At 63.6% G+C, this 20,489-nt stretch carries 22 protein-coding genes; 15 read left to right on the plus strand and 7 right to left on the minus strand.

The genetic code is table 11. The features are described 5' to 3' along the window. Nucleotides 1–127 precede the first annotated feature (127 nt). Nucleotides 128–1,369, plus strand: coding sequence for an MFS transporter (locus tag ATY76_RS26120; RefSeq protein ID WP_088677559.1), 1,242 nt, complete (start codon nt 128–130; stop codon nt 1,367–1,369). Between the two features lie 27 nt (nt 1,370–1,396). Here ATY76_RS26120 and ATY76_RS26125 read toward each other — a convergent pair whose 3' ends face one another. The 6 genes from ATY76_RS26125 to hemC all read right to left on the minus strand — a co-directional run bounded on the left by ATY76_RS26125 (nt 1,397) and on the right by hemC (nt 7,235). Beyond that, the gene (locus ATY76_RS26125) at nt 1,397–2,152 is read right to left on the minus strand and encodes a glutamine amidotransferase (protein ID WP_190233736.1); all 756 of its coding nucleotides are present in this window, start codon (nt 2,150–2,152) and stop codon (nt 1,397–1,399) included. Further along, on the minus strand, nt 2,139–2,624 hold the full coding sequence (locus ATY76_RS26130) for a TerB family tellurite resistance protein (RefSeq protein WP_088677561.1): 486 nt from the start codon (nt 2,622–2,624) through the stop codon (nt 2,139–2,141). The genes ATY76_RS26125 and ATY76_RS26130 overlap by 14 nt, the downstream gene beginning before the upstream one ends. A gap of 17 nt (nt 2,625–2,641) precedes the next feature. After that, nucleotides 2,642–4,252 (minus strand): heme biosynthesis protein HemY, encoded by a 1,611-nt coding sequence (locus tag ATY76_RS26135; RefSeq protein ID WP_088677562.1) that lies wholly within the window; start codon nt 4,250–4,252, stop codon nt 2,642–2,644. A 4-nt stretch (nt 4,253–4,256) separates the two neighbouring features. After that, nucleotides 4,257–5,522 carry a COG4223 family protein gene (locus ATY76_RS26140; protein ID WP_190233737.1) on the minus strand — a complete coding sequence of 422 codons (1,266 nt, stop codon included), beginning with the start codon at nt 5,520–5,522 and terminating at the stop codon, nt 4,257–4,259. Between the two features lie 68 nt (nt 5,523–5,590). Beyond that, on the minus strand, nt 5,591–6,298 hold the full coding sequence (locus ATY76_RS26145) for a uroporphyrinogen-III synthase (RefSeq protein WP_088677564.1): 708 nt from the start codon (nt 6,296–6,298) through the stop codon (nt 5,591–5,593). A 7-nt stretch (nt 6,299–6,305) separates the two neighbouring features. Further along, the gene (hemC, locus tag ATY76_RS26150; protein ID WP_088677565.1) at nt 6,306–7,235 is read right to left on the minus strand and encodes a hydroxymethylbilane synthase; all 930 of its coding nucleotides are present in this window, start codon (nt 7,233–7,235) and stop codon (nt 6,306–6,308) included. Nucleotides 7,236–7,307: 72 nt separating this feature from the next. On the opposite strand from hemC, the gene tsaD reads away from it, so the two are divergent. The 5 genes from tsaD to ATY76_RS26175 are packed head-to-tail and all read left to right on the plus strand — an operon-like array spanning nt 7,308 to nt 10,765. Beyond that, nucleotides 7,308–8,405 carry a tRNA (adenosine(37)-N6)-threonylcarbamoyltransferase complex transferase subunit TsaD gene (tsaD, locus tag ATY76_RS26155; RefSeq protein ID WP_088677566.1) on the plus strand — a complete coding sequence of 366 codons (1,098 nt, stop codon included), beginning with the start codon at nt 7,308–7,310 and terminating at the stop codon, nt 8,403–8,405. Continuing rightward, nucleotides 8,402–9,385, plus strand: coding sequence for an NAD(P)H-dependent glycerol-3-phosphate dehydrogenase (locus ATY76_RS26160; protein WP_088677567.1), 984 nt, complete (start codon nt 8,402–8,404; stop codon nt 9,383–9,385). The genes tsaD and ATY76_RS26160 overlap by 4 nt, the downstream gene beginning before the upstream one ends. Before the next feature lie 10 nt (nt 9,386–9,395). Then, complete coding sequence (locus ATY76_RS26165) at nt 9,396–9,689, plus strand: YciI-like protein (protein WP_077992145.1); 294 nt, start codon at nt 9,396–9,398, stop codon at nt 9,687–9,689. A gap of 3 nt (nt 9,690–9,692) precedes the next feature. After that, nucleotides 9,693–10,124 carry an EVE domain-containing protein gene (locus tag ATY76_RS26170; RefSeq protein WP_064683804.1) on the plus strand — a complete coding sequence of 144 codons (432 nt, stop codon included), beginning with the start codon at nt 9,693–9,695 and terminating at the stop codon, nt 10,122–10,124. Next, nucleotides 10,121–10,765 carry a methyltransferase gene (locus tag ATY76_RS26175; RefSeq protein WP_088677568.1) on the plus strand — a complete coding sequence of 215 codons (645 nt, stop codon included), beginning with the start codon at nt 10,121–10,123 and terminating at the stop codon, nt 10,763–10,765. Before ATY76_RS26170 ends, ATY76_RS26175 begins: the two co-directional genes overlap by 4 nt. Before the next feature lie 4 nt (nt 10,766–10,769). Here the strand turns inward: ATY76_RS26175 and ATY76_RS26180 are convergent, their stop codons facing one another. Further along, nucleotides 10,770–11,261 carry a hypothetical protein gene (locus tag ATY76_RS26180; RefSeq protein ID WP_088677569.1) on the minus strand — a complete coding sequence of 164 codons (492 nt, stop codon included), beginning with the start codon at nt 11,259–11,261 and terminating at the stop codon, nt 10,770–10,772. A 313-nt stretch (nt 11,262–11,574) separates the two neighbouring features. Here ATY76_RS26180 and sdhC point away from each other — a divergent pair, with 313 nt between their 5' ends. The 9 genes from sdhC (at nt 11,575) to sucD (ending at nt 20,345) form a co-directional block, all read left to right on the plus strand. Then, nucleotides 11,575–11,970: a succinate dehydrogenase, cytochrome b556 subunit gene (sdhC, locus tag ATY76_RS26185; RefSeq protein WP_088677713.1), complete on the plus strand. Its 396-nt coding sequence runs from the start codon at nt 11,575–11,577 to the stop codon at nt 11,968–11,970. A gap of 10 nt (nt 11,971–11,980) precedes the next feature. Continuing rightward, nucleotides 11,981–12,361, plus strand: coding sequence for a succinate dehydrogenase, hydrophobic membrane anchor protein (sdhD, locus tag ATY76_RS26190; RefSeq protein WP_010028649.1), 381 nt, complete (start codon nt 11,981–11,983; stop codon nt 12,359–12,361). Between the two features lie 7 nt (nt 12,362–12,368). Continuing rightward, nucleotides 12,369–14,210: a succinate dehydrogenase flavoprotein subunit gene (sdhA, locus tag ATY76_RS26195; RefSeq protein WP_088677570.1), complete on the plus strand. Its 1,842-nt coding sequence runs from the start codon at nt 12,369–12,371 to the stop codon at nt 14,208–14,210. A gap of 18 nt (nt 14,211–14,228) precedes the next feature. Beyond that, entirely contained in the window at nt 14,229–15,008 is a 780-nt protein-coding gene (locus ATY76_RS26200; protein ID WP_088677571.1) for a succinate dehydrogenase iron-sulfur subunit, read from the plus strand. A gap of 309 nt (nt 15,009–15,317) precedes the next feature. Further along, nucleotides 15,318–15,833 (plus strand): protease inhibitor Inh/omp19 family protein, encoded by a 516-nt coding sequence (locus tag ATY76_RS26205; protein ID WP_088677714.1) that lies wholly within the window; start codon nt 15,318–15,320, stop codon nt 15,831–15,833. Between the two features lie 63 nt (nt 15,834–15,896). Further along, nucleotides 15,897–17,060 (plus strand): cell division protein ZapE, encoded by a 1,164-nt coding sequence (gene zapE, locus ATY76_RS26210; RefSeq protein ID WP_088677572.1) that lies wholly within the window; start codon nt 15,897–15,899, stop codon nt 17,058–17,060. A gap of 174 nt (nt 17,061–17,234) precedes the next feature. Further along, the gene (mdh, locus tag ATY76_RS26215) at nt 17,235–18,197 is read left to right on the plus strand and encodes a malate dehydrogenase (protein WP_004679265.1); all 963 of its coding nucleotides are present in this window, start codon (nt 17,235–17,237) and stop codon (nt 18,195–18,197) included. Nucleotides 18,198–18,231: 34 nt separating this feature from the next. Beyond that, on the plus strand, nt 18,232–19,425 hold the full coding sequence (gene sucC / locus ATY76_RS26220) for an ADP-forming succinate--CoA ligase subunit beta (RefSeq protein ID WP_088677573.1): 1,194 nt from the start codon (nt 18,232–18,234) through the stop codon (nt 19,423–19,425). Between the two features lie 17 nt (nt 19,426–19,442). Next, entirely contained in the window at nt 19,443–20,345 is a 903-nt protein-coding gene (gene sucD / locus ATY76_RS26225; protein WP_088677574.1) for a succinate--CoA ligase subunit alpha, read from the plus strand. The last annotated feature ends 144 nt before the right edge of the window (nt 20,346–20,489 follow it).

Below are 20,489 nucleotides of genomic sequence, written 5' to 3' on the forward strand. Positions count from 1 at the left end.
TTGGTTGTTGACAGACATGTAGACATTGGCGACTAAACGGGCAAGTGCCGTGTCGAAACGCATGGCAGATCATGTTTAACGGGCGGCTTCGCAGCCATTCCGGCGCCCGCTTCCTCGGACAAGGCTCATGTCGTTTTCGCCCACCGGAGACCGTTTTGCCGCGTTCCGGCATTCGTCTTACACCCGCTTCTTCTTCGCGCGCTTTCTGCTTTCCTTTTCGCAGCAGATCGTCAGCGTCGCCGTCGGCTGGCAGATGTACGATCAGACGGGCAAGGCGATCTATCTCGGCCTGATCGGGCTCGTGCAGTTCCTGCCGTCGCTGCTGCTCATCCTGGTCACCGGCTCGGTGGCCGACCGGCATAATCGTCGGGCCGTTGCCGCGCTGTGCTCGCTGGTGAGCGCGCTCTGCACGCTGGCGCTGCTCGTCATGACGGCGACAGGCACTTTCGCGCCCTGGCCGGTCTTCGCCGTGCTGCTGATCTTCGGCATCGAACGCGCCTTCATGTCGCCGGCGGTGCAGTCTCTCGCGCCCAATCTCGTGCCGGAGCATGCCCTTTCCAACGCGATCGCCTGGAACTCTTCCTCCTGGCAGCTCGCGGCGATCACCGGACCGGTGCTCGGCGGTCTACTTTATGGCATCAGCGCCTCGACGGCCTATACGGTTGCGGTGGTCTTTTCCATCCTCGGCGCAGCCCTTCTCTATATGATCCCGAAGCCGGAACAGAAAACGACAGGCGAGGCGAAGAGTTGGGCGATGATCCTCGGCGGTTTCAGTTTCATCCGCGCCGAGAAAGTCGTGCTCGGCGCGATCTCGCTCGATCTTTTCGCCGTGCTGCTCGGCGGCGCCACCGCGCTGATGCCGATCTTCGCACGCGATATCCTGACGCTCGGGCCCTGGGGCCTCGGATTGCTGCGCGCCGCCCCCGGGCTCGGCGCCATCGTCATGGCGGTCTTCCTGGCCGCCTATCCGCTGAAGCACCGCGCCGGCCTCTATATGTTCATCGGCGTTGCCCTGTTCGGTGTCGGAACCATCATCTTCGGCGTCTCGACCAGCACCGAAGTCTCCATCGCCGCCCTCGCCCTGATGGGGGCGGCCGACATGATATCGGTCTATGTGCGTGAGAGCCTGATCGCGCTGTGGACGCCGGATCATCTGCGCGGCCGGGTCAATGCCGTCAACATGGTCTTCGTCGGTGCCTCGAACGAGCTTGGCGAATTCAGGGCAGGCACGATGGCATCGATATTCGGCGCGGTGCCGGCAGTCGTCATCGGCGGTATCGGAACGCTCGCGGTCGCGGCGATCTGGGCTTCAAGTTTCCCGAAACTACGCCGGATCGATTCCCTCGACGCGCCTAGCGGATCAGCATAACAGTCTGGCCTGCCGGGCCGCGGCGGTCTATGCGGAAAGCGTGATCGGGGAGGCTGCTTTCGCCGTCTTGCCTTCGAAGACGATATCGAGAAATTCGGTCAGCCAGGCTCTCAGCGGCGCGTCGAACAGCATGCGGCCTTCAAGATGTTCGCGGCCCTGCTGGGCGTTCGGCAGGATGAAGCGGTGCGCGCCATGCACGACCCAGCGATGCATCATCACCCGGGTGAGCTCGGCATGGAACTGCAGGCCCCAGGCATTGCCGTCATAGCGGAAGGCCTGGTTCGGATAGGCATCGCCTTCGGCCAGGAGATCGGCGCCATGCGGCAGCTCGAAGCCTTCGCGGTGGAAATGATAGACCATCTTCGGCCAGTGCATCAGCAACCGGCCTCTCTCCGTCGGTCTCAGCGGATACCAACCGATCTCCGTCGAGCCGTCGGCATTCGGCTGCACCTTGCCGCCGAGCTGATGGACCAGCATCTGCGCGCCGAGGCAGATGCCGAGATAGGGGCGCTTTTCCCGCAGCGGAATTTTGATCCAATCGATCTCTTTCTTGATGAAGTCATCAGGATCGTTGGCGCTCATTGGCCCGCCGAAGACGACGACACCGGCATGATCGGCAAGCGTCGCCGGAAGCGGCTCGCCGAGAACCGGGCGACGGATATCAAGACGGTAGCCCTTTTCGACGAGCAACTGGCCGACGCGACCGGGGCTCGACCGCTCCTGATGCAGGACGATGAGGATGGGACGCCGGTCGCGGTTCGGATCTTGCTCAGTCGCTGTCATCTTGCAAAACCTGGACATCGGTCACCCTGGCGGCGGCCTCCTGCCGCTTCTGGATGCGCTCGCGCGAGGAGACGCCGAGCAGGTCGGCGATCCGCCAGATCACATGGTCTTCCATCTCGCTGCGTTCGCCGTCGGCATAGACGATGTCCCAGAGGACGCCGATCAGTTCCAGCCGCTGCTCGGTGTTGAGGTGGCGCTTGAGATCGGAGGTGAAGCGGTAATAGTCGACCGCGGTGCTTTCGGCCTCCAGGCCGGCGGCCATCAGGGCGTCGAGCTGTTTGCCGTCAAGCGCATATTGCTCCTTCAACAGCTTGCGCAGCCGTTTCTTTTCGCTGGCCTTGATCTGGCCGTCGGCTTCCATGACCTGCATGCAAAGCGCGGCCACGGCGATGCGCGGATCGTCAGGGGCAAAGCCCTTCCTGGCGTGATCGGAGGTCAGATTATGGAAGAAGGCCTGGAAGCGTTCGAACATGCGGTTGTCGTTCCATTTCAGAAAAGGCGGAGCCGTGTCCTGGATTCCGGTTCCGTCCTGGGATCGCGAACGCCCGGATCGTCGGGCAATCCACCGAAGAAGGGCTTGGCCTCGCTCGGCACGGGCGCCTTATCGCCGGCCGCCGGTTCGGGCTTCGGTTTCGTCTGCGCCGGCTTGGGCGCCGGCCGGACCGCCTCGGCAATGGTTGCCGCGCGTTCGAGCTCGATGATGCGATGGTCGTTGACCGGGCTTTCCGGCTTGACGTCGCGCAGAGGCGGCAGGGTCTTCAGCGCGGTTTCGATCGAAGCCGGCGCCGAACCGTCTTCAAGCGGACCCTCGATCTGGCCGAAGGGTGCTTTCCATTCGAAAGCGTCGATGCGGCCGGTCACCGGCGATACCGGCAGCCATTTGTCGGAGACGAAGCCGTCGGCCACCCAGGCCGGATCGCGCGGGGCTTTCAGCGCTTGGGCGAGCCAGTGGCGCACGCGGCCCTGGTCGCCGGTTTCGGCTTCCTCAATGTCGGCCAGCAGCAGGAAGGCGGCTTCGCGCGGCTCTATGCGCGCGGCCGCTTCCGCCTTGGCGCGGGCCTTGGCGAATTCCTGCGCGTCGAGAGCGGCCTGCGCGACGACGAGAAGGGATTCGACATTGTTCGGACGCATTCCCTCCAGCCGTTCGGCCCGCTTCAGCCGGTCGAGCGTTGAGTCGCCGCTGCGCGCCTTGACATAGGTGCGGCCGATCTCGGGATGAGGCGCCGATTTCCATGCCTGCTCGAGGATCGAGGCGGCCTTGCGCAAGCCGCCTTCGCGGAAGAGAGCCTTGGCGGCGATGAGGGCGGCCGGGATGAAATCGGCGGCGAGCTTCAGCGCCTGCAGGGCGTCGTCACGGGCGCCGGCCGGGTTGCCTTCCAGCTTCTCGTCTGCGCGCGCCGTCAAGAGGACGGCATGCAGGCGGTTGGCTTCGGCCTTTTCGACGACGCGGGCTGCCTTCTGTTGTTCGAGCAGGCGGATTGCATCGTCCCAGCGGCCGGCCTGGCTGCGATATTCGAGCGTCGCCTGTGCGGCCCAGGGCAGATAAGGCGCGTTGTCGGCAGCCTTCTCGGCATATTGGCGGGCGGCCTCGTTGGCGCCGAGGCGGCGGGCTTCCAGATAGAGGCCGCGCAGTCCGAGTTCGCGCGTCTCGGGGTCGTTGGCCATGGCCTCGAACTTGGCGCGCGCCTCGTCATGGCGGCCTTCGATCAGCGCAGCCTGAGCCTCGAGCAGATTGATCAGCGGTTCCTGATCGGCGCGGATGAGGCCGCGCGAGCGGGCGGCCATCTTGCGTGCGAGCAGCGCGTTGCCGGCGCCGGCGGCAATCAGACCGGTCGACAGCGCCTGATAGCCGCGGTCGCGCTTGCGGGCGCGGAAATAGCGGGTCACGGAATGCGGCGAGGTCCAGATCAGGCGAACGAACCACCAGACGATCATCACGGCGGCGATGAGAGCGATGATCGCGCTGACGGCGACGATCAGCTTCGTCTGATAGATCTGACCCTCCCAGATCAGCGAGATGTCGCCGGGACGATCGGCGAACCAGGAGAAGCCATAGGCGAGAAGCAGCACCAGGACGGCGAAGACGACGAGTCTGATCATGGTCTCACCCCTCCTTGCCGGTGCCGGTGACGGCCTTCGACAGTGCCCCGCCGACCAGTTCCTCGACGCGGATGCGCGCTTCCAGCGACTGCTGGAAGGCGGCGGCGGCTTGCTTGGCGGGAGCGGGCAGATTGTTCCATTCGGAAGACGCACCGGGCAGGTCGCCGTTCTTCACCTTGTCCTCCATGCGGGCGGCGATCGCTTCGACGCTCTCGCCTTCGATATTGCCGACGGGTCGGACGGTCACCAGCGATTTCGCGCTCGCCATCAGGCGGTCCGACCAGCTCTGGTTCGGATCCGGCTGGTTGACGGCTTCGACGATCGCGGTCGCAACGTCGGGGGCCTGACGCATCAGCTCGGCGCGCGAGGGAATGCCGGTCTCGGCAAAGGCGCGCAGGTCGGCGACGGCAGGATCGTCGGGCGCGACGCCGGCGAAAGTATCGAGTTCGGCAAGGAAGGGGCCGCCGCGATCGATCGCCGCCTTGAGCGCGGCGGCCGCGATCGCCCGGGCGACGGCGACATCCTCGCGCGGCTCGTTGAGTTTCTTTTCGGCGTCGGCGAGGCGCTTGGCGATATCGGCGTCGCTGCTCGTCTGCTGGTCGGAAGACTGGGCGAGCATCGAACGCAGCTGATCGACCTGACCGCTGAGTTCCGCAATCTTCTGGTTGAGCGCATCGACATTCGCCCAATCGGCCGGCGCACCGGCTGCGGGGGCCTTAGCCGCCGTTTCCAGCGCGGCGATGCGCTGTTCAAGCGCCGTGTCACCCGGGCTCGCCGGGTTGGCGGCGAGATTGGCGACGGCCTGCTTCAGCCCGTCGATCTCGCCGGAAAGATTGGCAGTTTCCGCCGAGGAGGCCTGTTGCGAGGAAGAACCCGGGAGGTAGCCGGCATATTGAATGGCGCCTGCACCGAGCAGAGCGACGAGGCCACCGAAGATGCCGGCGGCGATGAGGCCCGAGGCGCCGCCCCGCGGAGCCGGCTGTTCGGGAGGGGCCGTGAAGGCAGACTCCGGTGCTGCCGGCTCTTCTTCCCGCGCGTCCATCACGGGCTCGCCTTCATGTTCGGCAGGCGGCACGGGGTCCGTTTCGGGCTGCGCACCCAGATCTGCGGTGGTGCTGTCCGCGTCGCCGGCATCCTTCTCCACCGGCTTTTCGGCATCGTCAGCAGAGGCGAAATCCTGGGATTCGAGGTCGATCGTGACCGGCTCTTCGGCGCTCTTGGAATGGCGTGGCGGATTTCCCGATACCATGAGGTCCTCTTTATCCTGCATTGCAACGAAACTAGACAGTGATGCCAGTTAAGGGAAGAGGTTAGATCAAATTTGGGCGGCTAAAGCATTCAAAGCAGCGACAAAAGACTTTTCTCATCCGGCATCGGCGCAATCGTCGCCTTGTCTTTCAAATCCGCCGGGATGGCTTGCGCCACCACCTCGCTGAGGCAGAGAAGGCGGATTTCTCCAACTTCCGGCAAGGCCGTCCGGAGATCGGGCAGACGAAAAAAATCATCGGCCGTCTGCCGGGAATAAAACAGAATGGCTTCGGGCCGGCCGGCCGAGAAAAGCGCTTCGATCGCGGCGGGGCCGGGAGCGGCCGGCTGCATGCGATAACATTCGGCGACGGAAAAGCGGATGCCGAGATCGCGCAGTCCCTGCTCGAAAGTTTCTGCCCGCGGCAGTCCGGCAAGGTAGAGCAAGCCGTCCGCTTTCTGCGCGGCGATCAGATCCGCGAGATCGCGGCCGTTGCCTAGGGATGAGGAAACCGATCGGAAGCCAAGGCTTTCGGCCTCTTTCGCCGTCGCCTCGCCGACTGCAAAAAGCGGGCGGCCAAGATGAGGACGAAGCGTCTCGCCGAGCGCGGAAACGACCCTGAGGGCTTCGGCGCTGGTCACGGCGATCGGGCCGCTACCGGCTGCAAGCGCGCGCGCGGCGGCGGCACTGTCGTGCAGCGGCTGGCGCAGCGGCAGCAGCAGCGGCTCGTGGCCCATATCGCGCAGACGTTGAGCGGTTTTCTCGGCCGAATGCGCGGGGCGGGTGACGAGCACGCGCATGGCTGCTTCAATGCCAGTCGTCGAAGAAGGCGCTGCCGGCCCTGGCGCGCACGTCCTGGCCGGCGCGGGTGCCGAGGGCGGCCGCATCGCGGCGGTGGCCGTCGATCGTCACGGCATGCTGGCTGCGGCCGTCGGGCGTGATGATGAGGCCGGAAAAGCGGATGAGGTCGCCTTCGCAGACGGCGTAACCGCCGATCGGCGTGCGGCAGGAACCGTCGAGCGCGGCGAGAAAGGCGCGTTCGCAAGAGACGGTGTCGAACGTCGTGATATCGTTGACCGGCGCCAGGAGATCGTCGATCCTGGTGTCGCCGATGCGGCTTTCGATGCAGATCGCTCCTTGGGCCGGCGCCGGCGGGAAGGTGTCTGGATCGAGAATATCGGTCAGCACCTCGACTTTCCCCAGCCGTTTCAGGCCGGCGAGCGCCAGCAGCGTCGCATCCACCTCGCCCTCTTCCAGCTTGCGCAGGCGCGTTTCGACCAGACCGCGAAAGGTGATGACCTTGATGTCGGGCCGCATGCGGCGGATCAGCGCCTGGCGGCGCAGCGACGAGGAGCCGACGGTTGCGCCATGCGGCAAGTCGATCAGCTTGGGCGCGGTGCGACCGATGACGGCGTCGCGGATGTCCTCGCGCGGAAGGTAGGCGGAGAGATGGAGGCCCTCGGGCAGCTTCGTCGGCATGTCCTTGGTGGAGTGCACGGCGAAATCCAGCTCGCCCGCGGCAAGCTTCTGTTCGAGCTCTTCGGTGAAGAGGCCCTTGCCGCCGATCTCGGCGAGCGACCGGTCGGTGATGCGGTCGCCCTTGGTCGTCAGCACGACGATCTCGAACATCTCTTCAGGCAGGTGATGCGCCGCCATCAGCCTGTCGCGGGCCTCATGCACCTGGGCAAGCGCCAGCGGGCTGCCTCGCGTACCGATCCGGAAAGGTTTTGTTTGCATCCGCTCTGTTCCGTTGTTACCGGAGTTCTCGTAAACGGGTTTCGGCCCCATCGCAATCAACGAACAGGCCTTATGGTTCCCTTTCTGCGCATCCTTGGCATCGAAACGAGCTGCGACGAGACCGCCGCGGCGGTCGTCGAGCGCGATGCGGAAGGGCGTTCCAGGATACTCTCCGACGTGGTGCTTTCCCAGCTCGACGAGCACAGCGCCTATGGCGGCGTGGTGCCGGAGATCGCCGCGCGCGCCCATGTCGAGGCGCTGGACGAACTGATAGAGCAGGCCTTGGCGCGCGCCAATGTGTCGCTTGATGATGTCGACGCCATCGCCGCCACATCGGGGCCGGGGCTGATCGGCGGGCTGCTTGTGGGGTTGATGACCGGCAAGGCGATCGCGAGAGCTGCCGGCAAGCCGCTCTATGCGGTCAACCATCTCGAAGGTCACGCGCTGACGGCGCGGCTGACGGACGGTCTCACCTTTCCCTATCTGATGCTGCTCGTTTCCGGCGGCCACACGCAATTGATCCTCGTGCGCGGCGTCGGGCAGTATGAGCGTTGGGGCACGACGATCGACGATGCGCTCGGCGAAGCCTTCGACAAGACGGCAAAGCTGCTCGGCCTGCCCTATCCCGGCGGCCCGGCGGTGGAGCGGATGGCGCGGGACGGCAACCCCGATCGTTTCGCTTTTCCGCGCCCGCTCGTCGGCGAGGCACGGCTCGATTTCTCCTTTTCCGGCTTGAAGACGGCGGTGCGGCAGGCCGCACAGGAGATCGCGCCGCTCAGCGATCAGGATGTCGCGGATATCTGCGCCTCGTTCCAGAAGGCGATTTCGCGCACGCTGAAGGACCGCATCGGCCGCGGCCTGCAGCGGTTCAAGACGGAATTTTCGTTAACCGGCGAGAAGCCGGCGCTCGTCGTTGCCGGCGGTGTCGCCGCCAATCTGGAACTGCGCGGCACGCTGCAGGCGCTCTGCGGCAAGAACGGTTTCCGCTTCATCGCGCCGCCGCTCAGCCTCTGCACCGACAATGCCGTGATGATCGCCTGGGCGGGACTGGAGCGCATGGCGACGGGCGCAGCGCCTGACACACTCGACGTGCAGCCGCGTTCGCGCTGGCCGCTCGATTCCAAGGCGGAGACGCTGATCGGTTTCGGAAAAAGAGGGGCCAAGGCATGAGCGAAAAGATCGCCGTCGTCGGATCAGGGGCTTTCGGCACGGCGCTCGCCGCCGTTATCGCTCTTACCGGGCGAAGCGCGGTGACGCTCGTCGGGCGCGATCCGTCGCTGATCGCCGACCTGAAGGCCGAACGGCTGCATGATGCGGTGCTGCCCGGCATCCCGCTGCCCGAGTCGCTGGAGTTTTCGGCCGAGGCGGATGCGATCACCGGGGCCTCCATCGTGCTCTTTGCCATGCCCTCGCAAGCCCAGGCCGACGCCGCGCACCAATATGGCCCTTATCTCTCCAAGGATGCCGTCGTCGTCAGCTGCGCCAAGGGCATCGAGCGGGCAACCGGCAATCTTCTGACCGACATGCTGGAACGGGAACTGCCCGACCATCCGGTCGCCGTGCTTTCCGGCCCGGGCTTCGCCGCCGATATCGCCAAAGGCCTGCCGACGGCGATGGCGATCGCGGCTGGTGACATGGAGACCGCGGAGCGGCTGGCGCAAGCGATCTCCGGCCGGACCTTTCGGCTCTATGCCTCCGACGACCGGATCGGCGTACAGCTCGGCGGCGCCCTGAAGAACGTTCTGGCGATCGCCTGCGGCATCGTTGAAGGCGGCGGTATCGGCGATTCGGCGCGTGCGGCGCTGATTGCGCGCGGGCTTGCGGAAATGTCGCGCTTCGTCGTCGCCAAGGGCGGGAAGGCGGATACGGTGCGCGGGCTTTCCGGCCTCGGCGATCTGGTGCTGACGGGAACGAGCCATCAATCGCGAAACCTGCGCTTCGGCATCGCGCTCGGGCGCGGCGAAAAGGTCGATCCCCTGCAAGGAGCGCTGGTGGAAGGCGCGCTTGCCGCCTCCGTCGCCTCGCGGCTTGCGGCGGAACTTTCGATCAGCATGCCGATCACCGATGCCGTTTCCGCCATCATCGACGGCAAGCTCGACATATCGGACGCCATCGAGCAGTTGATGACGCGTCCAATCACCACCGAATAGGAGAATAGACATGCTTTTCGCCCTTCTCTGCAAGGATAAGCCGGGACATTTGAACGTCCGCATGGAGACGCGGCCGACGCATCTCGAATATCTGAACGGCCTGAACGCTGCGGGCACGCTGAAAATCGCCGGCCCATTTCTCGATGACGAGGGCAAAGCCTGCGGCAGCCTGATCGTCGTCGAAGCGGAAACGAAGGATGCTGCGCGTGCGCTTGCCGATGCCGATCCTTACGCCAAGGCCGGCCTGTTCGAAAGCGTCGAGGTCAAGGCCTTCAACTGGGTCTTTAACAAGCCGGAGGCGTAAAGCATGGCGCACTGGCTCTATAAATCCGAACCCGCCTCCTGGTCCTGGGAGCAGCAGAAGGCTGCCGGCGAAAAGGGTACGGAATGGACCGGCGTTCGCAACTATCTGGCGCGCAACAACATGCGGGCGATGCAGATCGGCGACAAGGGTTTCTTCTACCACTCCAATGATGGGTTGGAGATCGTCGGCATCGTCGAGGTCTGCGCCTTGTCGCATCCCGATTCCACCGCCAAGGGCGATCCGAAGTGGGATTGCGTCGATATCCGCGCCGTCATGGACATGCCGAAGCCGGTGACGCTGAAGGATGTGAAGGCGAGCGAGAAACTCGCCAAGATGTCGCTCGTCACCTCCATGCGGCTTTCGGTGCAGCCGGTGACCGATGACGAATGGGCCGAGGTCTGCCGCATGGGCGGGCTGGACAATCCGCCGCGTTGAAAACCGATCCCGAAGCCTTCATCCGCGCCAATACCAGCGTCATGGCGCCGCCGCACGTGCCGGAGATTTCACTCCATCTCGCGAGCGAGGCGCATGACCTCTGGCTGAAGACGGAGGAGGAGCTGGAAGCGATCGGCCTGCCGCCGCCATTCTGGGCTTTCGCCTGGGCGGGCGGGCAGGGATTGGCGCGCTATATCCTCGATCATCCGGAAACGGTGCGGGGCAAGCGCGTGCTGGATTTCGCCAGCGGTTCCGGTCTCGTCGGCATTGCGGCGATGATGGCCGGCGCGCGCGAGGTCACGGCGAGCGATATCGATCCCTGGGCGGAGACGGCGATCCGGCTGAATGCGGAGGTCAATCGCGTTCCCCTCGGATTTACCGGGGCCGATCTGATCGGAGAGACGGTCGATACGGATATCCTGCTTGCCGGCGATGTGTTTTACGACCGCGCTTTCGCAGATGCGCTCATCCCCTGGTTCTCGCGGCTCGCGCAGCAGGGCAAACTGGTTCTGGTCGGCGATCCCGGCCGCAGCTACCTGCCGCGTGAGCGGCTGGAATTCTGCGCGGTCTATGAGGTGCCGGTGACACGGGCGCTGGAGGACAGCGAAATCAAGAAGACGACGGTCTGGCGCTTCGCTTGAGATTTCACGGGCGGATGACGCAGACATTGGCCTCGTAGCTGCAGGGATCGTCCTGCACGGCGACGTCGATGATCTTCGCCTTCGGCATCAGCGACTCCGGCCGCGCCCCCGGATAGAAGCCGTAGCCATTGCCGCCGACATAGGTTCCGCCATCGACCTGATAAACATAGGTGGAGCCGGAATAGGTGCCGCCGCCATCCCAACCCGGCGCTTGCGGTGCGAAAATGACGAGACTGCGAGCCGTGCGATGTGTCGTTCCCGACGAGAAACGCGCCAGTGTCGGCATCCTGTTCCTGCCGGGCCGATGGCCGTAAACATGGCCGAAACGGATGCCGCGATCGCGCCAGCTCGCCCGTTCGCCGAGAAACAATCCGTTGTGAAGCGTATGGCGATGGCCGGCAAAGCGATAGTCATGGCGGCGTTCGCCTGCTGTGGCCGGCATTGCGGTCAGCGCGGCAAGCGCAAGCAGGGTGACTGCGGACAGACTGCGGAACATGGGCGCCGAACTCCGGAAATCCAACCGTTAACAAATCGTTAACGCCAGATTGCGCCAAAAGCCGCGGCTTGTCCATTCATCCGGGAGGAGCGGCTTGAATATTGACCGCGAAAGCCCAGTTTCGGTAGCCCGCACCTTCCCGGTAACCCGAATCGATTAAATTAAAAGCAGACAGCGATTGTGCTTGTCGTCGGGCTTTCCGGTGAGTAAACGTCGCAATTGATGCAACGCACACAGAGAATTTTGTCATTCGTGTGGTTGACTGAGCATGCTCCGAAATCCGGAAGCGCAGAGAAGCCGCCGCGAGGTTCTGATGGCGAACGTGACAAATAACCGGCCCCTGTCGCCGCATTTGCAAGTCTACAAACTTATTCCCACCATGGTCATGTCCATCGTCCACCGCATTACCGGCGGTGCGCTCTATGTCGGCACGCTGCTCGTCGCCTGGTGGCTGATCGCGGCGGCAAGCGGCCAAGCGTCGTATGATTGGGCCAACTGGGTGCTCGGCAGCCTTCTCGGCAAGCTCGTGCTGCTCGGCTACACCTGGGCATTGCTGCACCACATGCTCGGCGGTTTCCGCCATCTCATGTGGGACCTCGGCTATGGTTTCGAGAAGGAAGTCTCGACCAAGCTCGCCATCGCCAACGTCATCGGGTCGCTCTGTCTGACCGTACTGGTCTGGGTGATCGGCTTCCTCATTCGTTTCTGAAGGTCCTCTCATGGATATGCGCACCCCCCTCGGCAAGGTTCGCGGGCTCGGCTCCGCCAAGGAAGGCACGAGCCATTTCTGGCGTCAGCGGCTGACCGCCGTCGCCAACATTCCGCTGATCCTCTTCTTCGTCATCTTCATGATCGCCTATGCCGGCGCGCCCTATGCGGATGTGGTTCGCGCCCTGTCGAACCCGTTCGTCGCCGTCGTCATGGGCTTGATGGTGATCTCCGGCGTCATCCATATGAAGCTCGGCATGCAGGTCATCATCGAGGATTACGTGCATGGCGAGTTCGGCAAGATCGCACTCTTGATGCTGAACACGTTCTTCGCGATCGTGATCGCCGGCCTCTGTCTCTTCGCCATTCTGAAAATCGCATTCGTAGGATAAGCTCGCTATGGCACCGACTTCACCCGCCCAGAATGGCAAGGCCTACCAATATGTCGATCACTCCTATGACGTGATCGTCGTCGGCGCCGGCGGCGCCGGTCTGCGCGCCACGCTCGGCATGGCCGAGCAGGGTTTCCGCACAGCCTGCATCACCAAGGTTTTCCCGACCCGCTCGCACACGGTCGCAGCACAGGGCGGCATCGCCGCCTCGCTGCGCAACATGACGCCCGACAGCTGGCAGTGGCATCTTTACGACACCGTCAAGGGCTCCGACTGGCTCGGCGACGTCGACGCCATGCAGTATCTGACCATGGAAGCGCCGAAGGCGGTCTATGAGCTGGAACATTACGGCGTACCGTTCTCGCGCAACGAGGAAGGCAAGATCTACCAGCGCCCGTTCGGCGGCCACATGCAGAATTACGGCGAAGGCCCACCGGTGCAACGCACCTGCGCCGTCGCCGACCGCACCGGCCACGCCATCCTGCACACGCTCTACGGCCAGTCGCTGCGCCACAACGCCGAATTCTTCATCGAGTATTTCGCGCTCGACCTGATCATGTCGGAAGACGGCAGCCGCTGCACCGGCGTCGTCGCCTGGTGCCTCGATGACGGCACGATCCATCGCTTCGCCGCCAAGATGGTAGTGCTGGCGACCGGCGGCTACGGCCGCGCCTATTTCTCGGCGACCTCGGCCCATACCTGCACCGGCGACGGCGGCGGCATGGTGGCGCGCGCGGGCCTGCCGCTGCAGGACATGGAATTCGTGCAGTTCCATCCGACCGGCATCTACGGATCTGGCTGTCTGATCACCGAAGGCGCGCGCGGCGAAGGCGGTTACCTCGTCAACTCCGAGGGCGAACGCTTCATGGAGCGCTACGCACCTTCGGCCAAGGACCTTGCCTCGCGCGACGTCGTTTCGCGCTGCATGACGCTTGAGATCCGCGAAGGCCGCGGCGTCGGCAAGAACAAGGACCATATCTTCCTGCATCTCGACCATCTCGATCCGGCCGTTCTGCATGAACGCCTGCCGGGGATTTCCGAGAGCGCCAAGATCTTCGCCGGCGTCGACGTCACGCGCGAACCGATCCCGGTTCTGCCGACCGTTCACTACAATATGGGCGGCATTCCCACGAATTATTGGGGCGAAGTGCTGAACGCCGACGGCGCCAATCCGGAGCGGATCATCCCCGGCCTGATGGCGGTGGGCGAGGCAGGCTGTGCCTCGGTGCACGGCGCCAACCGCCTCGGCTCCAACTCGCTGATCGACCTCGTGGTCTTCGGCCGCGCCGCCGCGATCCGCGCCGGCGAGGTCATCGACCGTGCGGCGCCGATCCCGCATCTCAACGTCGCGGCCTGCGACAAGATCATGGACCGCTTCGATGGTCTGCGCCACGCCAGCGGCGGCACGCCGACGGCTGACCTGCGCGAGAAGATGCAGCGCGCCATGCAGGAAGACGCGGCCGTGTTCCGCACGCAGGAATCGCTGGAATCCGGCTGCCGGCGCATCTCGGCGATCTGGCAGGAAATGCGTGACATCAAGGTCACCGACCGCTCGATGGTCTGGAATTCGGACCTCGTGGAAACGCTCGAGCTGCAGAACCTGATGGCCAACGCCATCACGACCATCTACGGCGCCGAGGCCCGCAAGGAGAGCCGCGGTTCGCATGCCCGCGAGGATTATACCGAGGGCGCATTCGCCGGCCGCGACGACGTCAACTGGCGCAAGCATACGCTTGCCTGGGTGAACGAGGCGGGCGACGTGAAACTCGACTATCGCCCCGTTCACACCGAGCTGATCGCGGAAGGCATCGATCCGCACAAGATCGAGCCGAAAGCTCGCGTATACTGATTTCAAGAGGAACCTATCATGGTTGAACTCGCTCTCCCCAAGAACTCTCAGATGCGCGAAGGCAAGGTGTGGCCGAAGCCGGCGGGTGCGACGAACACCCGCGAGTTCCGCGTCTACCGCTGGAGCCCGGACGACGGCCAGAACCCGTCGATCGACACTTTCTACATCGATGTCGACGATTGCGGGCCGATGGTGCTCGACGGCCTGCTCTACATCAAGAACAAGATCGATCCGACGCTGACCTTGCGCCGCTCCTGTCGCGAGGGCATCTGCGGTTCCTGCGCGATGAACATCGACGGCACGAACACCCTGGCCTGCACCAAGGGTCTCGACGATATCAAGGGCGCGGTGAAAATCTACCCGCTGCCGCACTTGCCGGTCGTCAAGGATCTAGTTCCGGATCTCACTAACTTCTACGCCCAGCATCGTTCGATCGAGCCCTGGCTGAAGACGGTGTCGCCGGCGCCGGCCAAGGAATGGAAGCAGAGCCATGAGGACCGGCAGAAGCTCGACGGCCTCTATGAATGCATCCTCTGCGCCTGCTGCTCGACCTCCTGTCCGAGCTATTGGTGGAACGGCGACCGTTACCTCGGCCCGGCCGTTCTGCTGCAGGCCTATCGCTGGCTGATCGACAGCCGAGACGAGGCGACCGGCGAGCGCCTCGACAATCTCGAGGATCCGTTCCGCCTCTACCGCTGCCACACGATCATGAACTGTGCGCAGACCTGCCCGAAGGGCCTCAACCCGGCCAAGGCGATCGCCGAGATCAAGAAGATGATGGTCGAACGCCGGGTTTGACCAGCGCGCATGCTGATAATGCGATGGACGGCTTCGACCCGGAAGCCGTCGCGGCGGCGGCACGATCTTTCCGGGACATTGCGGGCGTTCGGCAAGGATCCTTACAGAGATGAACCGCACAACACCTTGCTGACAAATTCTATGTGCAGGAAGTTTTGCAGCGGGACAGTTGAACTGTATCGTTTTTCGATTAGGTGTTGTCATCGGCAATTTATGCTGTGCGACTTGATTAACCAAAGCGAATTACGGTAATCGAACTTGTCTCACGCCCGTTTCTCTGCGGCGATAGCCGAATTCAGGAGTATGATGATGCAGTTGCGATATGCGATGACAGGTCTGGTGTTGGCTCTCGCGCTAGCCGGTTGTGATCGGACGGCATATAATTACAACTCCAACTCAAACTCGGTGCCGACGCCATTGACGGCGCAGCCGGTTCCTTCGGTGCAGGGCGGGCAGCTTCCGCCGCCGAGCGGCAGCTCGCAGTTTCCGGCCGCGCCGGCGTCCGCTTCGCCGATGCCGGGTGCGCAGCCGGGCGCGGTCGCCGCGAATGCGCTCGATGTCACCAAGGAATCGATGGTCGGGAGCTGGCGCGTCAACGGCAGCTGCGACATGTTCCTGACGCTCACCAATCTCGGCAGCGGTTCGCGCGGCGGCACGCGCGGCTGCGTCGGCGAGCTGACGGCGATGGGCTCCTGGGAGGTTGCAGGCAAGCAGGTTCTGCTCAAGGACCGTTCCGGTAACCAGATCGGCAGCATCTACAAGACGGCCGACAACCGCTTTGAGGGACAGACCAGCACAGGCCAGCAGATCAGCCTCAGCCGGTAATCAACCGGCGCGGTAGACGATCCGGCGGATCGCCGCCGATGACTGACAGGCGGATATGCTCTCATGCAGCCAATGCCAGATTATGCGCTCAGCGTCTGCGAACAGCTCAAGTCGCTGACGCTTGCTGGTGCGCTGCAGGTCGATGCCGCCCAGATGGACGTGGCGAGAAGCCTGGACCGGGTGCTGGCCGGGCTGAAGCAGCAGCGGCCGGCGGCAAAATCGAGCGCGCTCGGCTGGCTGTTCGCCTCCAAGAAGAAGGCCGCGGGCGGCATCAAGGGTCTCTATATCCACGGCAGCGTCGGACGCGGCAAGACCATGCTGATGGACATGTTCTTCTCGATGGCGCCGTGCAGGAAGAAGCGGCGAGCGCATTTCCACGAATTCATGGCCGACGTGCACAACCGCATCGCGGCGCACCGGCTGAAGCTCAAGAACGGCGAGACGAAGCAGGCCGACCCGATGCCGCCGGTCGCCGCAGCGCTTTACGAAGAAGCGGAACTGCTCTGTTTCGACGAGTTCACCGTCACCGACATTGCCGATGCGATGATCCTGTCGCGGCTGTTCTCCGAGCTTTTTGCGCGAGGATGCGTGCTGGTGGCGACCTCGAACGTCGAGCCCGACAATCTCTACAGTGACGGTCTCAATCGCGGTCTCTTCCTGCCCTTCGTCGCTTTGCTCAAGCAGCATGTCGACATCGTCACGCTGGATTCGCCGACCGACTACCGGATGGAAAAGCTGAACAGCCAGCCCGTCTATCTCGTGCCGATCAACGAACATAACGACATGGCGATGGAAGCGTCCTGGACGCAGGCGTTGCACGGGCGCAAGGCGCAGCCGTTGGATATCCCGATGAAGGGGCGCTCCATCCACGTGCCGCTCGCCGCCGACCGCATGGCCCGCTTCTCCTTCGCCGATCTCTGCGACAAGCCGCTCGGTGCGGCCGATTTCCTCGCCATCGCCGAGCGTTTCGATACGGTCTTTGTCGATCACGTTCCGTTGCTCGGGCCGGAGAAACGGAACCAGATCAAGCGTTTCATCATTCTGGTCGATACGTTCTACGATCATGCGGTGCGGCTTTACATATCCGCGGCGGCGATGCCCGAGGCGCTGCTCGTCAACCGCCGGGGCACGGAAGGCTTCGAATTCGACCGCACGACATCGCGCCTGTTCGAAATGCGGAGCGCAGAATATCTTGCGCTGCACCATGAAAAACGGGCTGCGGAGTAACAATCCGGTGACGAAATATCTTACGTTTACGTAAGAATTTTGGTATCTAAACGATTGAAAACGCTGCATCAAAATTAATGGATTGCCATTTTTAGGCTTTGGGTCTATGCGATTGCGTCATTGAGCGGTGCCTCAGCGTCGTTCGACGAATTTGATCGCAAAGGAAACAGCGAAATGGCGCGTAACAAGATCGCACTCATTGGTTCTGGCATGATTGGTGGCACGCTGGCGCATCTCGCCGGCCTGAAGGAGCTGGGCGACATCGTCCTCTTCGACATTGCCGACGGCATTCCCCAGGGCAAGGGCCTCGATATCGCACAGTCCTCTCCGGTCGAAGGCTTCGACGCCAATCTGACCGGCGCCAGCGACTATTCCGCAATCGAAGGCGCCGATGTCTGCATCGTCACCGCCGGCGTTCCGCGCAAGCCCGGCATGAGCCGCGACGATCTTCTCGGCATCAACCTCAAGGTCATGGAGCAGGTCGGCGCCGGCATCAAGAAGTATGCGCCGAACGCCTTCGTGATCTGCATCACCAACCCGCTCGACGCCATGGTCTGGGCGCTGCAGAAGTTTTCCGGCCTTCCGGCCAACAAGGTCGTCGGCATGGCCGGCGTTCTCGACTCCTCGCGCTTCCGCCTCTTCCTCGCCAAGGAATTCAACGTCTCCGTCCAGGACGTGACGGCTTTCGTTCTCGGCGGTCACGGCGACACGATGGTGCCGCTCGCCCGCTACTCGACGGTCGGCGGCATTCCGCTCACCGATCTCGTCACCATGGGCTGGGTCACCAAGGAGCGCCTCGAAGAGATCATTCAGCGCACCCGTGACGGCGGCGCCGAAATCGTCGGCCTGCTGAAGACCGGCTCGGCCTATTATGCGCCGGCTGCCTCGGCGATCGAAATGGCCGAATCCTACCTCAAGGACAAGAAGCGCGTCCTGCCTTGCGCTGCCCATCTCACTGGCCAGTACGGCGTCAAGGACATGTATGTCGGTGTTCCCACCGTCATCGGCGCCGGCGGCGTCGAGCGCGTCATCGAGATCGACCTCAACAAGACCGAGAAGGAGGCCTTCGACAAGTCGGTGGCCGCCGTCGCCGGTCTCTGCGAGGCCTGCATCAATATCGCGCCTGCCCTCAAGTAATCGGCGCTGAAGCAATCCAAACAGGGATAGACCCATGAACATTCATGAATATCAGGCCAAGGCTCTGCTGAAGGGCTATGGCGCGCCGGTCGCAGAAGGTGTGGCTATTCTCAAGGCCGAAGAGGCCGAGGCTGCCGCCAAGTCGCTTCCCGGCCCGCTTTACGTGGTCAAGAGCCAGATCCATGCGGGCGGCCGCGGCAAGGGCAAGTTCAAGGAGCTGTCGCCCGAAGCCAAGGGCGGCGTGCGCCTCGCCAAGTCGATCGAGGACGTCGTTGCCAACGTCAAGGAAATGCTCGGCAACACGCTGGTGACCGCGCAGACCGGCGAAGCCGGCAAGCAGGTCAACCGCCTCTACATCGAGGACGGCGCCGACATCGACCGCGAACTCTATTGCTCGCTGCTGGTTGACCGCTCGGTCGGCAAGGTCGCCTTCGTCGTCTCTACGGAAGGCGGCATGGACATCGAGGCCGTCGCCCACGACACGCCCGAGAAGATCCAGACGATCGCCATCGATCCTGAGGCCGGTGTGACGGCTGCCGACGTCGCCAAGATCTCCTCGGCCCTCAAGCTCGAAGGCGCTGCCGCAGAAGACGCCAAGTCGCTCTTCCCGCTGCTCTACAAGGCCTTCAACGAGAAGGACATGTCCCTTCTCGAAATCAATCCGCTGATCGTCATGAAGAATGGCCACCTGCGCGTTCTCGACGCCAAGATGTCCTTCGACGGCAACGCGCTCTTCCGTCACGACGACGTCCGGGCGCTGCGCGACGAGACCGAAGAAGACGCCAAGGAAATCGAGGCTTCCAAGTGGGACCTCGCCTATGTCGCGCTCGACGGCAATATCGGCTGCATGGTCAACGGCGCAGGCCTTGCCATGGCGACGATGGATATCATCAAGCTCTACGGCAAGGAGCCGGCCAACTTCTGCGACGTCGGCGGCGGCGCCGGCAAGGAGAAGGTTGCTGCAGCCTTCAAGATCATCACCGCAGACCCCAAGGTCGAAGGCATTCTCGTCAACATCTTCGGCGGCATCATGAAGTGCGACGTCATCGCCGAGGGCGTCATTGCCGCGGTCAAGGAAGTCGGTCTGAAGGTTCCGCTCGTCGTGCGCCTTGAAGGCACCAATGTCGAGCTCGGCAAGAAGATCCTGAACGAGTCGGGTCTCGCGATCACGGCGGCTGACGACTTGGACGATGCGGCCAAGAAGATCGTCGCGGCGATCAACGGCTAATTGAAGGATCGGAAAGAATGTCTATTCTCGTCAATAAAGACACCAAGGTCCTCGTTCAGGGTCTGACCGGCAAGACCGGCACGTTCCACACCGAACAGGCGCTCGCTTATTACGGCACCCAGATGGTCGGCGGCATCCACCCGAAGAAGGGCGGCGAAACCTGGACCGGCGCCAAGGGCGAAAGCCTGCCGATCTTCGCGACCGTTGCCGAAGGCAAGGAAAAGACCGGCGCCGACGCGACCGTCATCTACGTTCCGCCGGCCGGTGCAGCGGATGCGATCATCGAGGCGATCGACGCCGAGATCCCGTTCATCACCTGCATCACCGAAGGCATTCCCGTCATGGACATGGTCCGCGTCAAGGCTCGCCTCGACCGCTCCAAGTCGCGCCTGCTTGGGCCCAACTGCCCGGGCATCATGACGCCGGAAGAATGCAAGATCGGCATCATGCCGGGCTCGATCTTCCGCAAGGGTTCGGTCGGCATCGTTTCCCGCTCGGGCACGCTCACCTATGAAGCCGTCTTCCAGACCTCCAACGAAGGCCTTGGCCAGACGACGGCCGTCGGCATCGGCGGCGACCCGGTCAAGGGCACCGAATTCATCGACGTGCTCGAGATGTTCCTGGCCGACGAAGCCACGCAGTCGATCATCATGATCGGCGAAATCGGCGGCTCGGCCGAGGAAGACGCCGCCCAGTTCCTGAAGGACGAAGCCAAGAAGGGCCGCAAGAAGCCGATGGCCGGCTTCATCGCAGGCCGCACGGCACCGAAGGGCCGCACCATGGGCCATGCCGGCGCTGTTGTCTCCGGCGGTAAGGGCGACGCGGAATCGAAGATCGCGGCAATGGAATCGGCCGGCATCAAGGTGTCGCCGTCTCCGGCCCGCCTCGGCAAGACGCTGGTTGAAGTCCTCAAGGGCTGAAACCACCTATAACCGGGCGGAGGAACGGCATCTGCGCCTTCCGCCCGGCCTTATACACGAGACCAGCAGATGCGCCGCGGACAGGCGGCAATCGGAAATGCGGCAGCCGGCGATCAAGCCGGCAAATTCATCAAAGTCAGGAGG

Source organism: Rhizobium sp. R339 (assembly GCF_002211395.1).
Lineage (GTDB): Bacteria > Pseudomonadota > Alphaproteobacteria > Rhizobiales > Rhizobiaceae > Rhizobium.

Coding starts and splice junctions, on each gene's coding strand:
- ATY76_RS26200 (WP_088677571.1), top strand. CDS start 14,229: ATGGTTGAACTCGCTCTCCCCAAGAACTCTCAGATGCGCGAAGGCAAG.
- ATY76_RS26140 (WP_190233737.1), bottom strand. CDS start 5,522: ATGCAGGATAAAGAGGACCTCATGGTATCGGGAAATCCGCCACGCCAT.
- ATY76_RS26205 (WP_088677714.1), top strand. CDS start 15,318: ATGCAGTTGCGATATGCGATGACAGGTCTGGTGTTGGCTCTCGCGCTA.
- ATY76_RS26145 (WP_088677564.1), bottom strand. CDS start 6,298: ATGCGCGTGCTCGTCACCCGCCCCGCGCATTCGGCCGAGAAAACCGCT.
- ATY76_RS26160 (WP_088677567.1), top strand. CDS start 8,402: ATGAGCGAAAAGATCGCCGTCGTCGGATCAGGGGCTTTCGGCACGGCG.
- ATY76_RS26165 (WP_077992145.1), top strand. CDS start 9,396: ATGCTTTTCGCCCTTCTCTGCAAGGATAAGCCGGGACATTTGAACGTC.
- ATY76_RS26125 (WP_190233736.1), bottom strand. CDS start 2,152: ATGACAGCGACTGAGCAAGATCCGAACCGCGACCGGCGTCCCATCCTC.
- sucD (WP_088677574.1), top strand. CDS start 19,443: ATGTCTATTCTCGTCAATAAAGACACCAAGGTCCTCGTTCAGGGTCTG.
- sdhA (WP_088677570.1), top strand. CDS start 12,369: ATGGCACCGACTTCACCCGCCCAGAATGGCAAGGCCTACCAATATGTC.
- mdh (WP_004679265.1), top strand. CDS start 17,235: ATGGCGCGTAACAAGATCGCACTCATTGGTTCTGGCATGATTGGTGGC.
- sucC (WP_088677573.1), top strand. CDS start 18,232: ATGAACATTCATGAATATCAGGCCAAGGCTCTGCTGAAGGGCTATGGC.
- sdhD (WP_010028649.1), top strand. CDS start 11,981: ATGGATATGCGCACCCCCCTCGGCAAGGTTCGCGGGCTCGGCTCCGCC.
- ATY76_RS26135 (WP_088677562.1), bottom strand. CDS start 4,252: ATGATCAGACTCGTCGTCTTCGCCGTCCTGGTGCTGCTTCTCGCCTAT.
- ATY76_RS26170 (WP_064683804.1), top strand. CDS start 9,693: ATGGCGCACTGGCTCTATAAATCCGAACCCGCCTCCTGGTCCTGGGAG.
- zapE (WP_088677572.1), top strand. CDS start 15,897: ATGCAGCCAATGCCAGATTATGCGCTCAGCGTCTGCGAACAGCTCAAG.
- ATY76_RS26120 (WP_088677559.1), top strand. CDS start 128: ATGTCGTTTTCGCCCACCGGAGACCGTTTTGCCGCGTTCCGGCATTCG.
- ATY76_RS26130 (WP_088677561.1), bottom strand. CDS start 2,624: ATGTTCGAACGCTTCCAGGCCTTCTTCCATAATCTGACCTCCGATCAC.
- sdhC (WP_088677713.1), top strand. CDS start 11,575: ATGGCGAACGTGACAAATAACCGGCCCCTGTCGCCGCATTTGCAAGTC.
- tsaD (WP_088677566.1), top strand. CDS start 7,308: ATGGTTCCCTTTCTGCGCATCCTTGGCATCGAAACGAGCTGCGACGAG.
- hemC (WP_088677565.1), bottom strand. CDS start 7,235: ATGCAAACAAAACCTTTCCGGATCGGTACGCGAGGCAGCCCGCTGGCG.
- ATY76_RS26180 (WP_088677569.1), bottom strand. CDS start 11,261: ATGTTCCGCAGTCTGTCCGCAGTCACCCTGCTTGCGCTTGCCGCGCTG.